Source organism: Blastococcus sp. Marseille-P5729, assembly GCF_900292035.1.
GTDB lineage: Bacteria > Actinomycetota > Actinomycetes > Mycobacteriales > Antricoccaceae > Cumulibacter.
Window position 1 is genome coordinate 1255105 of the sequence record NZ_OMPO01000001.1, and the last position, 14120, is coordinate 1269224.

At 68.9% G+C, this 14120-nt stretch carries 13 protein-coding genes and 1 riboswitch; of the genes, 2 read left to right on the top strand and 11 right to left on the bottom strand.

Annotated features, from left to right (window positions below; all coding sequences use genetic code 11):
- Positions 1-60: 60 nt before the first annotated feature.
- Genes DAA40_RS06220 through DAA40_RS06240 form a run of 5 tightly spaced genes read right to left on the bottom strand, consistent with a single transcriptional unit; the run spans position 61 to position 4492 of the window.
- Positions 61-945 carry an ABC transporter permease gene (locus tag DAA40_RS06220; protein WP_106848771.1) on the bottom strand — a complete coding sequence of 295 codons (885 nt, stop codon included), beginning with the start codon at positions 943-945 and terminating at the stop codon, positions 61-63.
- A complete protein-coding gene (locus DAA40_RS06225; RefSeq protein ID WP_106848772.1) occupies positions 942-2126 on the bottom strand; it encodes an ABC transporter substrate-binding protein in 1185 nt (394 codons plus the stop codon). Before DAA40_RS06225 ends, DAA40_RS06220 begins: the two co-directional genes overlap by 4 nt.
- A complete protein-coding gene (locus DAA40_RS06230; RefSeq protein ID WP_106848773.1) occupies positions 2119-2868 on the bottom strand; it encodes an ABC transporter ATP-binding protein in 750 nt (249 codons plus the stop codon). Before DAA40_RS06230 ends, DAA40_RS06225 begins: the two co-directional genes overlap by 8 nt.
- A complete protein-coding gene (locus DAA40_RS06235) occupies positions 2841-3926 on the bottom strand; it encodes an acyl-CoA dehydrogenase family protein (protein WP_158716274.1) in 1086 nt (361 codons plus the stop codon). The genes DAA40_RS06230 and DAA40_RS06235 overlap by 28 nt, the downstream gene beginning before the upstream one ends.
- A 5-nt stretch (positions 3927-3931) precedes the next feature.
- Positions 3932-4492, bottom strand: a complete 561-nt coding sequence (locus tag DAA40_RS06240) for a DUF4242 domain-containing protein (RefSeq protein WP_106848775.1) — start codon at positions 4490-4492, stop codon at positions 3932-3934.
- A gap of 413 nt (positions 4493-4905) precedes the next feature.
- A riboswitch (SAM riboswitch) is annotated at positions 4906-5021 on the bottom strand.
- 176 nt (positions 5022-5197) lie between these two features.
- Between DAA40_RS06240 and DAA40_RS06245 the strand changes: the two genes are divergently transcribed.
- Both DAA40_RS06245 and DAA40_RS06250 read left to right on the top strand, forming a co-directional pair.
- On the top strand, positions 5198-6391 hold the full coding sequence (locus tag DAA40_RS06245) for an acyl-CoA dehydrogenase family protein (protein WP_106848776.1): 1194 nt from the start codon (positions 5198-5200) through the stop codon (positions 6389-6391).
- Positions 6392-6426: 35 nt separating this feature from the next.
- Positions 6427-7554 (top strand): acyl-CoA dehydrogenase family protein, encoded by a 1128-nt coding sequence (locus DAA40_RS06250; protein ID WP_106848777.1) that lies wholly within the window; start codon positions 6427-6429, stop codon positions 7552-7554.
- A gap of 150 nt (positions 7555-7704) precedes the next feature.
- Here DAA40_RS06250 and DAA40_RS06255 read toward each other — a convergent pair whose 3' ends face one another.
- The 6 genes from DAA40_RS06255 to DAA40_RS06280 all read right to left on the bottom strand — a co-directional run bounded on the left by DAA40_RS06255 (position 7705) and on the right by DAA40_RS06280 (position 14078).
- Entirely contained in the window at positions 7705-9108 is a 1404-nt protein-coding gene (locus tag DAA40_RS06255; protein ID WP_106848778.1) for an MFS transporter, read from the bottom strand.
- A gap of 39 nt (positions 9109-9147) precedes the next feature.
- Positions 9148-9531, bottom strand: a complete 384-nt coding sequence (locus DAA40_RS06260) for a PPOX class F420-dependent oxidoreductase (protein ID WP_106848779.1) — start codon at positions 9529-9531, stop codon at positions 9148-9150.
- Between the two features lie 189 nt (positions 9532-9720).
- On the bottom strand, positions 9721-10368 hold the full coding sequence (locus tag DAA40_RS06265; RefSeq protein WP_106848780.1) for an LUD domain-containing protein: 648 nt from the start codon (positions 10366-10368) through the stop codon (positions 9721-9723).
- Positions 10368-11909, bottom strand: a complete 1542-nt coding sequence (locus tag DAA40_RS06270; RefSeq protein ID WP_106848781.1) for a lactate utilization protein B — start codon at positions 11907-11909, stop codon at positions 10368-10370. The genes DAA40_RS06265 and DAA40_RS06270 overlap by 1 nt, the downstream gene beginning before the upstream one ends.
- Complete coding sequence (locus DAA40_RS06275; RefSeq protein WP_106849293.1) at positions 11906-12682, bottom strand: (Fe-S)-binding protein; 777 nt, start codon at positions 12680-12682, stop codon at positions 11906-11908. Before DAA40_RS06275 ends, DAA40_RS06270 begins: the two co-directional genes overlap by 4 nt.
- Positions 12683-12746: 64 nt before the next feature.
- Positions 12747-14078, bottom strand: a complete 1332-nt coding sequence (locus DAA40_RS06280; protein ID WP_106848782.1) for a dipeptidase — start codon at positions 14076-14078, stop codon at positions 12747-12749.
- Positions 14079-14120 lie beyond the last annotated feature (42 nt).

Sequence of the window (14120 nt, forward strand, 5' to 3'; positions counted from 1 at the left end):
CGGCTTCCACTGCTGTGCCTCCTTCCGGTCTCGACCGCGAAGACCGGGTGGACAGGTTTGCTACGGAACTCCGGCCTCGGCGCGTCGTTCGCGCGGCGTGCGCAGCGCCCAACGGGCAACGACGTCGATCGCCAGACCGATCACGCCGATCACGACGATCAGCGCAGTGATGTGGTGGTACGCGAGCTGGTCCTTGGCGTTGAGGATCTGATAGCCCAGTCCGCTGGTGACGCCGAGCATCTCCGCCGGAACGAGCACCACCCACCCGAGGGCGACCGCCGCGCGCACGCCGGTGAGCAGATGCGGCCGAAGAGATGGCGCGATGACGCTGCGCAGCGTCTCCCATCGGGTGGCGCCGAGCGTGCGGGCCACGGCCAGGTGCCCGGGGTTGACCGCGCGGACGCCGGCAAGGGCAGCCAACATGACCGGCCACACGGTCGTCAGCGCCACCAGCGCGATGACCGGGAGGTCGCCGATGCCGACGAGCACGATCACCAACGGGGCCCACGAGAGCGGTGAGACCATCCGCAAGAAGCCCACGACCGGCCGCGTCGTGCGCTCGAGCCAGCTCACCGAGCCGATCAGCACGCCCGCCACGATTCCAACCAGAATGGCGATCGCGAGACCGACGACGAGCCGCATGACCGACGCCGAGGCGTCGTCCACCAGGACACCTGTCTCCCAGAGCTCGACCACGCCGGACCAGGTACGGGTCGGCGAGAACTCGTGCATGAGCGGGCGGTGGGCCAGCAGCAGGTCGGTCAGCAGGTACCAGGTCGCGACCGCCGCGACCGCACCCAGCAGCGCATACCAACCGCTCTGGTCGTCTCGCCCCCCTCGGGAAGCGGCCGACCGTAGCGCACCGCGATCGGTCGGCTCAGCCGGATCGGCGGAGACTGCAGTACGCGACGTGCGGTCCAGGTCGCGTGCGTGGTCGACGCTCATGGCTCGATCAGCTCCTGTCGACTCAGCTTGTCGGCGGGAATCGCGCCCCCGCCGAGGGCTTGGCGGACATATCGGTCGTCGACGAGCTGCTGATGCACCTCTTCGCCGCTCACCCCCTGCACGAACGCGGAGTCTCCGTCGATCTGAGTGTCCCGCATCGCCTGGACCAGAGCCGAGGTGTAGCTGGCCAGCGGCAGGGCGGAGAACCCGATGCGCTCGCCATGCCAGGCTGCATGCCGGGTGACTCCGGCGTACTCCGTGGCCTCTCGGCTGAAGACCCGCTGCACCGCGGTCGCGGGCTGCGGCAGGTACTTTCCGTCACCGAGCAGCGCGCCCATCCCGGGGCGATTCTGTTCGATCCATCCCTGGGCCTTGACCACCGCGGTGGCCACGGCCTGCGCCTTCTCAGGAGCCGAGTCGATGAGATCCTCGCGGAGGACCACGGCGCAGCATGCATGCTCCTTCCACACGTCGCCAAGGAACCGCGCGACCTTACCGACGCCCTTCGCCTCGGCGACCGCACTGAACGGGTCCGCCACGACGAATCCGCTGACCTGGCCACCGGCCAGCGCCGGCACCATGTCGGCGGGAGCCATGACCGCGAGCTGCACCGTTCCCTTCGAGGCGGCCGGCGCCCCGCGGATCACCGCCGTGAGGCCGTTGGCGATCAGTAGCCGCTGCAGCACCACGTTGTGGATCGACCACCAGTAGGGGATCGCGACCGTGCTGCCGGCCAGCTCCGCGATGCCGCCGATCTGATTGGCGACGGTCAAGGCGGAGCCATTCACGTGCCCCCAGCCGATGACCTTGAGCGGAATCCGCTTGTCGAGCCGGAGCTGAACCGCGAGCGGCATCAGCACGTGCGCGACGTCGATCTCCCCGATCGCGAGTGCCTGGGCGAGCGCCTCCCAGCTGCGGAACATCACCGGATCGGCAGAGCTGATTCCTTGCTCTGCAAGGAATCCCTTCTCGTGTGCGACCAGCAGCGCCGACGCGTCGGTGATCGGCAGGTAGCCGATGCGGACCGCGGAGGCCTGCTCGTCTCCGGACGCGGTCGCGGGGGCGGTGGCATCCCAGATGCCCTTGGCCGCCAGGCCACCGACCACGCCCGTCGCAGCGATGCGCCCGCCGAGGCGCAGCGCCGTCCGCCGCGAGTAGCTCGAGGGGCGGCCCTTAGACATGAGTCAGCGCCTCCTCGGTCGAATCGGCGTCGCTGGTGGCTCCGTCGTCGACGGCGAACGCGGCGCGGATCTCTGCACGTTGCTCGTCGCGGCTGCCTGGATCGACGTCCCATCGGCGCAGCACTCGTCCGGACTCGAGCAGCACGATCTCGTCGGAGAGCCGCAGCGCCTCGTCGATGTCGTGGGTGACCAGCACGGAGGTCAGCCCCTCGCGTCTCGTCTCCTCGCGTAGCCAGCCCTGCAGGGTCCCGCGAGTCGCGGGATCGAGCGCGCTGAAGGGCTCGTCAAGCAGCAACAGCTCCGGCCGGACGGCGAGCGCCCGCCCCAGCGAGACCCGCTGCGCCTGGCCGCCGGAAAGCTGGTCCGGATAGCGATCGGCGAGGTGGGCGATTTCCAGGAGCTCGAGGAGCATGTCGATTCGGCCGGGCTCGATTCCCCGGTTTCGCTGGAAACCAAGACCCAGCGCGACGTTCTCCCGGACCGTCAACCAGTCCAGCAGCAAGGCTTGCTGGTACACGACGGCCTGTCGTTGCTCTCCCGAGGAAGCGGTGAGCTCGACAATGCCCTCGCTCGGCGTGATCTCACCGTCCAGCACCCGCAGCAGCGTCGACTTGCCGGCGCCACTGCGGCCTAGAACCGCGACCTGCCGGCCACGCTCGACCGTCAGGTCGACGCCGTCCAGCACCTTCTCACCGCCGAGACGGACCTCGACCCCTACGAGGCGAGCGACGTGAGCTCCCATCGGAGCTGTCCTTCCGACGGAGACTGCACGGGCAGGAAGGCCGCCTCGCGGAACCGGCGTGCGGTCCCGCTCGAGGCGACATAGCCGCGGCCACCGGCGAGGGCCGCCTCCAGGCGGGTTGCCTCACCGGCGATCAGGCTGGCGTCCAGGCGCAGCCGGACGAACTCGACCAACGGGCTCGCCGACAGGTCAGACCCGAGCCGAGTCCAGCGGTCCGCGACCTCATCGAGGGCAGAACGGGCGTCGAGGTAGCGCTGTTGCAGCCCCTCGTTGCCCGCGCGGGTCACCAGCGCCTCGGACTCGGTCAGCGCGCGTCGCGCGATCCCGATGCAGAAGGCGGACTGCAGCGTCAAGAAGGTCGGCCGGAAGGCGCGTGCCGTGGCGGTGAAGTCCCAGCTGAGCACGGCGTCCAACGGGATCCGCGCGCCCTCCAGGCGGACGGACGCCGATGCGGTTGCGTTGAGCGCGAGCAGGCCGTCGACGTAGTTGACCGTGACGCCAGGGGCGCCCACCCGGAACCACGTGATGATGCGCCGTTCGTCATCGAGCACGACGGGGATCACCACGACCGCGCCGTCCACCAGGTTCGATGCCCAGCGGATCTGCCCGTCGATGACCAGCTCGTCGCCTTCGACGTGGCCGGTGATGCCGAGCGGCTCGATTCCCGCCAGCGCCTTCATGCCCGATGCCATGGCGGTCGAGCCGATGCGCTCACCGCGGCGCAGCAGCGTCCAGGTCTCGGAGTTCAGTGCGGTGCGGTTGCCGCGGGCGAAGTAGTCCAGCACCATGCGGTGCGCCCACAGGCTGAACGCGCTGCTCATGCACTCCTCGGCCAGGAGCGCGATCAGCTCGGAACTCCCGTCGATTTGCGATGCGGCCTCATGCGGGTCGCCGACCGTGTCGACACCGAGGTCGAGCAGGTGACGCTCACCGAGCTCGCGCAGCAGATCGGTCGTCGACGTCGCCCCGGAGTCGATCGCCCGTACCGACTCCGCCACGCGGGCGCGCAGGTCATCGGCGGCGGCGCGGACGAGCCCGATGTCGGACTGCGTCGTCACGGCGCTCATCCGGCACCCCCGGGGACCGGAGCGACGTCGAGGGCGTGCAGCCGGTCGATCGGGGTCGAGACGATCTCCCGCGCCCGGACGACGGCGTCCTCGTCGGGGGCATTGTAGAGGCACAGGCACTTGGCGACGTCTTCGCGAACGTAGGTGCGCAGGAAGGAGACCTCGGGGATCTCGGCGTACAGCGGGGACTTCTCCTTCTTGCGGCTGAGGTAGGTGTCCATGTCGATGTGCGCCGGGATGTCCCACTCGACCAGGTACCCGGCCTCGGGGCGGGCGGCCTTGATGTCCTCGAGATCAGCACCGACCAGGCGCACCTGATCGGGCCCTTCGACCTCGGTGACGTCGTCCAGGCCGAGGACGGCGCTGCCGAGAGCGGTGAGGTCGGCGGTCTCGAAGACCAGGAAGACGCGGTCGGCCGGGGCGGTGACCTCGGCCTCGATCAGCTCGGCTCCGGCGGCGGCGGCACGGGTTGACGCCTGCTCGATGAGCGCGGCGGCAGCGTCCTTCGACGCGGTGGCGGGGACGATCTCGACGAGGGCAAGAACGGATTCGGACATGCGTTCCTCCATTTCAGGGGTGCGGTGATGACCGGCGTACGCCGGTTGTCTAACAGGGGTGCGAGTTGGTGCGCGGCGGGATTCCGGACGGTCGTCGGGACCAGCCCCGCTGGCGCGCGGAGACGCCGCCGGGTGCCAGTTGACGGAACCACGGGCGGTGCCGCGCAGGTCCTCGACGGGGCGCGGGCCGAACGCCGACGAACACCGCCGTCCCTACCGGCCTACGGCCAGCGTCGACGAACGTGCAGCGGCTCAGCCTGCGATCGACGGACGTCGAGCGGACGTAGAGCGACTGCCGGGACCGTCAGACGCGCGGGTCAGGAACAGGTGGTGCGGAGCCGGCCGTAGTCAATGGTGAAGCGTCGTACGGCGTAGAACGTCGTCGCCACGTCTGACTCCTTCTGCCCTCGCGGGCGCTGCGCTTGCCGGGCACGTCATCGTGCCCGACCAGGTCGTCACCCGGGGCACCCCACCGCATCGCGAGGGTTGCCGTCCAGCGAGCCGGGGCTTGACGCTGGAGCTCTTGACCCGCAGCAATAGTACTCACAACGTCGCCGCCCGCAACGTGGCCAGGCGTGGATTGGCTCACCCGGGGGCGACGGCAGCGATCAAACCGAATACGATTCGGTCAGGAGCGCGCACGATCGGCCCCTCGTCGGCGGGCGCCCCACAACCAGGACGACGTCCAGACTCAGGAGCCAATCCATGGACCAGCTGTACAGCAAGGAAGAGCGCGAGTTCGCCGAGCAGATGCGCGAGTTCTATCGCACGGAGATCCCCAAGGAGATCCGTGAGATGAACGCCCGGGGTGAGATCGACAGCAAGGAACCGATCGTCACCACCCAGCAGATCCTGAACAAGCACGGCTATGCGGTCCCCAACTGGCCGGTCGAGTGGGGCGGTCAGGACTGGACCCCCGTGCAGCGGCACATCTGGCTGCAGGAGATGGAGCTGGCCAACGTCCCTGCCCCGCTCGCCTTCAACACCTCGATGGTCGGCCCGGTCATCGCGACCTTCGGCTCGCAGGAGATCAAGGAGCGCTTCCTGCCGAAGACCGCGAACCTGGACATCTGGTGGTCGCAGGGCTTCTCCGAGCCGGACGCCGGTTCGGACCTCGCTTCGCTGAAGACGACCGCGGTCCGCGACGGTGACCACTACATCGTCAACGGCCAGAAGACCTGGACCACGCTCGGCCAGTACGGCGACTGGATCTTCATGCTCGTGCGCACCAACCCCGAGGTGAAGAAGCAACAGGGCATCTCGTTCCTGCTGATCGATATGAAGTCCCCTGGGGTGACGGTCCGCCCGATCCAGTTGATCGACGGCGGTCACGAGGTCAACGAGGTGTTCTTCGACAACGTCGAGGTCCCCGTCGAGAATCTCGTCGGCGAGGAGAACATGGGCTGGACCTATGCGAAGTTCCTCCTGGGCAACGAGCGCACGGGCATTGCGCGGGTCGGCGTCTCCAAGACCCGCATCGCCCGCCTGAAGGAGTTCGCTCGCAACACCCGTACCAAGAAGGGCACCCTCCTCGAGGATCCGTTGTTCGCGGCGCGCCTGACCAAGGTCGAGGTCGAGCTGCAGGCGCTGGAGATGACCCAGATGCGCATCCTGTCGACGCAGACTGCCGGCTCGGGCAAGCCCGATCCGCGTTCGTCGGTGCTCAAGCTCGTCGGCTCGAAGCTGCAGCAGGAGATCACCGAGCTGCTCGTCGACGTTCTCGGCCCGGATGGGCTGTACTTCCGCGACGACTACGACACTCCGGAGGGCTTCTCGCCGGTTCCGCAGGGCGCCGTCGACGCGCTGCCGACCTACTTCAACTACCGCAAGGTCACCATCTACGGCGGTTCGTCCGAGGTGCAGCGCGGCATCATCTCCAAGGCCATTCTCGGCCTCTGAGCCGACCGACGACACAGACACTAGGAGTATTCAAAGTGGATCTCGAACTCACTGATGAGCAGCGCGAGCTCGCCTCGACGGTCGGCCGCATGATGAAGGAACGCTACGACGCCGAGAAGCGCGATGCGATTCTCGCCTCGGAGCCGGGTTACAGCGACGACATGTGGGGCCGGTACGCCGAGCTCGGCGCGTTGGCGCTTCCCTTCGCCGAGGAGTACGGCGGCGCAGACATGGGCTTCGGCGAGGTCGCCGTGGTCCTGGAGGAGTTTGGCAAGGCTCTCGTGCTCGAGCCGTACGTCTCGACCGTGCTGCTGGGCGGCGGCCTGGTCAATGAGGCCGGCACCGATGAGCAGAAGTCCGAGCTCCTGGGCGGCATCGCCGAGGGCTCGCTCAAGCTGGCGTTCGCGGCGCAGGAGCCCGGCCAGCGCTACGACCTCACCTCCCCCACCACGACTGCGTCCGGCTCGGGCGACTCGTACACCGTCTCCGGCGAGAAGTCCGGCGTCCTGGGTGGTGACTCGGCAGACAAGCTGATCGTCTCGGCATCGGTCGACGGCGAGGTCGGCCTGTTCGTGGTCGACGCCCAGGGCGAGGGCGTGACACTGATGCCGTTGAAGCAGGCCGACGGTCTGGGTGCCGCGAACGTGCTGCTGAAGGACGCCCCCGCTCAGCGGCTGGGCTCGGGCGATGCGAAGCAGACCATCCAGAAGGTCGTCGACGTCGCCACCGCGGGGCTGTGCTCCGAGGCTGTCGGCGCGATGGAGACCGCGCTGAAGATGACCGGCGAGTACCTGCACACCCGCGTGCAGTTCGGCAAGCCCATCGGCATCAACCAGGCGCTGCAGCACCGGGCGGCCGACATGTACGTCTCGCTGGAACTGGCCAAGTCCATGGCGCTGTTCGCGCGCCTGGCCGCGAGCAGCTACGGAGAGAACAGCCACCGCGACATCACCGCCGCCAAGATCGAGATCGATAAGTGCGCGCAGCACATCTCGCAGGAGGCCATTCAGATGCACGGCGGCATCGGCATGACGATGGAGTATCCGATCGGCCACTACGCCAAGCGTCTGACGGTCATCATGCGGACCTTCAACGACAGCGACGCGCTCGTCGAGGAGCTAGCCGAATCGGGCGGCTTGATCAAGCCCAGCGCCGAGGTCTAGTCAGCACCACCCTTTCGACCGTGCCGGGATTCCCTCTGGGGAGTCCCGGCACAGTCATTTGCGTCGGACGTTGCGGACCGTCGTGGGCGCTCTGGCATTCACAAGTGGGGTTAGCCCTCGCAGGAGGGGATTAATCCCCTCTTGTGAGCCTCAAGCCCTCTTGCGAGAGGGGGCGGGCCGCAGGCCCCACCAGCTCACGATGCCGCCGAGGGCGAGCATCGCGGCGCACAGCAGCATCGCGTCAAGGTGAGCCGCGGTCATCGCTGCCGGATCGGCGTACTCGCGCCCGGAGAGACCCACGATCGCCGGGAGCGCCGCGACCGCGAGCAGCGAGCCCGCCCGCGCCACGGCATTGTTGACCCCGCTCGCCGTACCGGCGTACTCGTCCGGTGCGGCGGCGACGACCGTCGAGGTCAGCGGCGCGACGAGCAGAGCCAGACCGAGTGCGAAGACGGTGACCCCGGGCAGTACGCCGCTCCAGTAGCTCGTTCCGCGGGCGACCGGCATGAGCAGCAGCAGACCGGCCGCGCACGTGATGGGCCCGAGTGCCATGGGGATCCGCGGTCCGATGCGGTCGGACAGCGCAGAGGCTCGCGAGGACAGCAGCATCAGCGCGATCGTGACGGGCAGCGTCGCGAGACCGGCATTCAGTGCAGACCACCCGAGGCTGATCTGCAGCTGCAGGGCGAGCACGAACATGGCGGCTCCGAAGGAGCCGTACACCAGCAGGGTCATGAGGTTGGCCGCCGTGAACACCCGGTCGCCGAACAGCGCCGGAGGCACCAGCGGATGAGCAGCGCGCAGCTGGCGCCACACGAACGCGACCGCAGCCACGGCGCACAGTACGGGACTGCCCCAGAACGCCGGACCGCCGCCGCCCGCCGAGGTGAGCGCGAAGGTCAGCGCGCCGAGGACCACCACCGACAGCACGGCCCCGGCCACGTCGAAGCCGCGGGCGGCCTGCGGGTTGCGTGACTCGGGCGCGTACCGCAGGCACAGCAGGACGACGATCAGGCACAGCGGAATGTTGATCCAGAAGATGGACGGCCATCCGGCGTGCTCGATCAGCCAGCCGCCGACGAACGGCCCGATGGCTGCAGCCACGCCCGACATGCCTGCCCACGTGCCGATCGCCGACGCGCGGTCCTCCTCGCGGAAGCTCGCCCGGATGATCGACAGTGCCCCCGGCATCGCGAGCGCCGCGCCCAGCCCCTGCACCACCCGGAAGGCGATGAGCTGCGGAGCGGTCGCGGACAGCGCGCACAGCGCCGAGCCGATCGCGAAGAGCAGCATCCCGCCGACATACACGCGGCGTCGTCCGAGGCGGTCGCCCACCGCGCCGCCGACGAGCACGAGCGAGGCGAGAGCGAGCAGATAGCCGTTGACCACCCACTGCAGCACATCGAGATCAGCGTGCAGATCCTCGCGCATCGCCTTGAGCGCGACGTTGACGATGGTTCCGTCCAGGATGCTGATTCCCGAGCCCAGCGTCACCGCGAGAAGGGTGAGCCGGCCCTCACGGGAGGCGCGGCTCAGCAGCTCGGTATCGGGCACCCCACGAGTATGCGCGCGAGCGGTCCGGCGCCGTCCCTGCTACTGGGTGGTCGTGTGCTCCGGCCGCATGACCAGGACGACCCGGTCCGCCGCGTCGGCTACCGGCGGCTCATATGGCAGCCCGTACCGCTGGGCGAGGCGGTCGAAGAACGCGCCGCTGGTGTCCGGCCGGATCTCGGTGATCTCGCCGCGCACCTCGAGATAGCGGTACGGCTGATCGGGATCGTTCACCGAGATGGCGACGCGAGGGTTGCGTCGCACGTTGTGATACTTCGCGCGGGCGGTGGACGTCGTGAAGAGCAGGACGCCGTCCTCGTAGAGATGCCAGGTCGGGTTGACCTGTACCGAGCCGTCCTTGCGCAGCGAGGCGAAGTGGCTGTACAGAGCGCGGGTGAGCAGGTCCTCGTGGCTGTCGGGAATCATGCCGCCGAACCTACGACTTCGAGTGCACTCCAACGCAACACTGGCTGCGGACCAGGCGCGGCTGGGACCGCGCGAGACGCTCGCCAGCGGAGTTAGCCTTCGCAAGAGGAGATTAATCCCCTCTTGCGAGTGAGAACCCCTCTTGCGAGCTGTCGTCAGCCGGCGGGTGGCTGGATAGGACGCCGGCGGCTAGCCGGCGATAACGACGTACAGCTGGCGCGGTCCGTGCACGCCCTCGACCCGCTCGAGCTCGATATCGCTGGTGGCGCTGGGGCCGCTGATCCAGGTCTGCGGACGCTTGGCCGCGACGGAGTCGCGCAGCCGCGCGACGGCCTCCGGTACGCCGCTGACCACCTGGTCGACGCGGACGACGCAGATGTGCCGGTCGGGCACGAGAGAGAGCGCCCGGCGTCCCTGGTCGGGTCCGTGGTCGAGGATAATCGTGCCGGTCATGGACGCGGCGACGGCGCACGCCGAGACGACGGCATCGATCTCGTTGAGCTGTGCGGGCGAGTACGGCGCGTCCGAGTCCTCGCGGATGATCTCGGCGCTGGTCTGGGCGAGCCACGAATCGTCGACACCGGTCGGCACGATGACCGTCTTCGCGCCGGTCGCCTCCAGCCCCGCGGCGATCGCGGCCGGGATCTCGTCGGGGCCGCAGCGGTTCACAGTCGCCTTGTAGTCCTCGAGCCGGTCGATGAAGGTCTCCAGGACATCGCCGACGTCCACCGGCTGCCCGTAGGTCCACTCGACCGGCACGTCGGACTCGGGCGAGCTTGCATCGACATCGGCGAGCGCGGCTCGCGCCCGGCGCAGGATCTCCTCGCGCGCGCTCATCACGACTCGTCCTTCTTCTCGTGCTCGTTGTCCCACCAGTCGCGGAAGGTCTTCCCGGGCGGCATGGGCACGTCGCGCGCGTTGGTCCACTTCGACAGCGGCCAGGGCAGAGGGCCGAAGTGATCGGTCACCCGCCCGAGCACCCCGCCGGTCGCCTTCGACCCGGCCTGCACGGCCTTGAGCCGGCGATGGTCGCCCATGACCCAGCCGCCGGCCTTCATGATCGCCGGTTCGGCATGGGGCAGGACGCCGCCGTCCTCGCGCTTCGCCTCGACCACCTTGTGGCGCATGTGCACCAGCAGGTCGGCGATCGGGATCTCGACCGGGCACACATCGCTGCACGCGTGGCACAGCGACGACGCGAACGGCAGCGCGCGGTCGACCTTGGAGTCGAGACCGCGCAGCTGCGGGTTGAGGATCGCACCGATCGGCCCGGGATAGACCCCGCCGTACGCGTGCCCGCCGACCTGCTCGTAGACCGGGCACACGTTCAGGCATGCCGAGCACCGGATGCAGCGCAGCGCGTCGCGACCCTTGGGGTCCTCGAGCACCTGGGTACGGCCGTTGTCGACGAGGACGACGTGCACATTATGCGGCCCGTCGCCGGGTGCAGCGCCCGACCAGATCGAGCTGTACGGGTTCATCCGCTCGGCGGTCGAGCTGCGTGGCAGCAACTGCATGAAGACCTCGAGATCCTCAAAGCGCGGGATCACCTTCTCGATGCCGACGAGGCTGATGAGCGTCTCGGGCAGGGTCAGGCACATGCGCCCGTTGCCCTCGGACTCGACGACGACCAGCTGCCCGGTCTCGGCGATCGCGAAGTTGCCGCCGGAGATGCCGACGGTCGAGCGCAGGAACTTCTCGCGCAGGTGCGCGCGGGCGGCGGCAGCCAGGTGCGGCGGCTGCGCGTCGAGGTCGTCGGGGGCAGCCATGCCGTACTGCCCCATCTCCTTGCGGAAGATGTCGCGGACCTCGCTGCGATTGCGATGGATCGCCGGCACCAGGATGTGGCTCGGCCGGTCGTGACCGAGCTGCACGATCAGCTCGGCAAGATCGGTCTCCCAGGCCGCGATGCTCGCCTGCTCGAGCGCCTCGTTGGTGCCGATCTCCTGGGTCAGCATCGACTTGACCTTCACGACCTCCTCGGCCTGGGCCTCGCGCACCAGGTCGACGACGATCCGGTTGGCCTCCTCGCCGTCGCGCGCCCAGTGCACCGTCGCGCCGTTCGCGGTCAGCGACTCCTCGAGCTGCTCGAGATAGTGCGGCAGGTGGCGAAGCACGCGGTTCTTCAGCTGGCCGCCGGCGCGGCGCATCTGCTGCCAGTTGGGTAGCTCCTCGACCGCATTCGCTCGCTTCTTGCGAATGGTGTGCGTGGCGTGGTGCAGGTTGCGACGCTGCTGGACGTTCGCCAGCTCACGCTTCGCGGCCACCGGGAAGGGCGGCGAGTCACGGAAGTCACCGGCCGGCGGCTCCGGGGTCAGCCGCCCGTTCTCGTCACGGCGCAGGTGTGCGTCGTCGACGCGCGGAGTCTCTGCGGTCATAGCTGATGCTCCTGGGAGTTGAGGATCTCGGCCAGATGGATCGGCTTGATGCCGGCGCGGTCACGCTCGAGGACGCCGCCGATGCTCATCAGGCACGAGTTGTCACCCGCGACCAGATATTCGGCCCCGGTGGACCTCGCGTTGGCGACCTTGTCGAAGGTCATCGCGACGCTCACGTCGGCGTTCTTCATCGCGAAGGTGCCCCCGAAGCCGCAGCACTGCTCGGCGTCCGGCAGCGGCACGACCTCGATGCCGCGGACGGCGTTCAGCAGCTGCTGCGGCCGGTCTCCGACGCGGGTGATCCGCAGCGAGTGGCAGGTCGGGTGGTAGGTGACGCGGTGCGGGAAGTACGCGCCTACGTCGACGACGCCCAGGACGTCGACGATGAACTCGCTGAGCTCGAGCGTTCGCTTCGCGAGCGAGGTCGCCTGCTTCTCCAGCCCGCTGTCCTTGGCGTACGACGCGAGCATCGGGTGCTGGTCGCGGACCGCGCCGACGCAGCTGCCCGAGGGCCCCACGATGTAGTCGTAGTCGCCGAAGGCCTTCGCGTAGGTGCGCACGCTCGGCAGCGCCTCGTCGTAGTAGCCGGTGTTGGTGAAGATCTGGCCGCAGCAGGTCTGCTCGCGAGGGAACTCGACGGTGCAGCCGAGCCTTTCGAGCAGCTGCACGGTCGCAATGGGCGTCTGCGGGAACATCGTGTCGCACACGCACGTGGCGAACAGCGCGACCGTCACCCCCGTGCCCGGCAGCGTTGACGTCTCGGTGGAGGTCATGCGCATCGTCTCCTTAGATTGCCGATCGGCGCTCACGTGCTTACCCGCTCGCGCAGCCGGTGAATCAGGCGAGCTTGGCCAGAAGCAGCGCCTCAGCCGTCGCGGCCTTGGCGAAGTCGCCGAGGTGCAGCGACTCGTCGATGCCGTGCTGACGGCTGTCGGGATCGCCGACCGCCGTAACGAGGACGACGGCGTCCGGGAAGGCGCTCTGGAAGTCAGCGATCATGGGGATCGAGCCGCCCATTCCGATCTGCACGGGCTCCGTGCCGAAGGCCTGGCCGATCGCCTCGATCGCCTTCTCGCAGATCGCACCCTCGACGGAGACGATCCCGGGCTGACCGGTCTCGCCGTCGACGACGCTCACCTGCGCACCCCACGGCGCGTGCGTCTCGAGGTGCTTGCGCAAGCACTGCAGCGCGCGATCGGCATCATCGCCGGGGGCGACGCGCAGGCTGACCTTTGCCCGGGCAACGGGAAGGAGGGTGTTGGAAGCATCCGCGACCGCAGGCGCGTCGATGGCCAGCACGCTCACCGCAGGCTTGGTCCACATCCGGTCGACGGCACTGCCATCGCCGATCCACTCGACGCCCTCCAGCAACCCGGTCTCGGCACGCAGGCGATCTTCGGGATAGTCGAGATCGGCGGCGGTCGCCGAGTGCAAGCCCTCGACGGCGACATTGCCCTCGGCGTCGTGCAAGGTGGCCAGCAACCGGCACAGCGTCGTCAGCGCGTCGGGAACGACCCCGCCGTACATCCCCGAGTGCAGTGCGTGATCGAGGGTCCGCACCTCGACGGTGCAGTCGGCCAGACCGCGCAGTGTCGTGGTGAGCGCCGGCGTCCCGACCTCCCAGTTCCCGGAGTCGAGGATGACGAACACGTCCGCGCGAAGGGCATCGGAGTGCTGCTCGATCAGGGCGCGTAGCGAGGGTGAGCCGATCTCCTCCTCACCCTCGATGAACAGGGTGACGCCGACGGGCGGCTTGCCGCCGAAGGCGCGCAGCGCCGCGAGGTGGGCGGCGAACCCGCCCTTGTCGTCGGCGGTGCCGCGGCCGAACAGCCGGCCGTCGCGCTCGGTGGCCTCGAAGGGCTCGGAGGTCCACTGATCGGGGTCGCCCGTGGGCTGGACATCGTGATGCGCGTACAGACACACCGTCGGCTTGCCCTCCGGGGCGGGAAAGTGCGCGATGACGGCGGGCTTGCCGCCGGCCTCGACGATCTCGGCGCCCTGCGCGCCGGCCTCGCGCAGCAGGCGAGCGACCTCCTCGGCGGACTCGCGCACCTTGTGCTCATGCTCGGCGGAGGAGCTGATCGAGTCGATCGCGACGAGCTTGACGAGGTCCTCGATGGTCGCGGGCAGGACATCTGCGACGGCGTCCTTGATCTGCTGAAGGTCCATGCGCCCCACCATACGACCCCGGCGAGAGCCTGACGAGCGCCG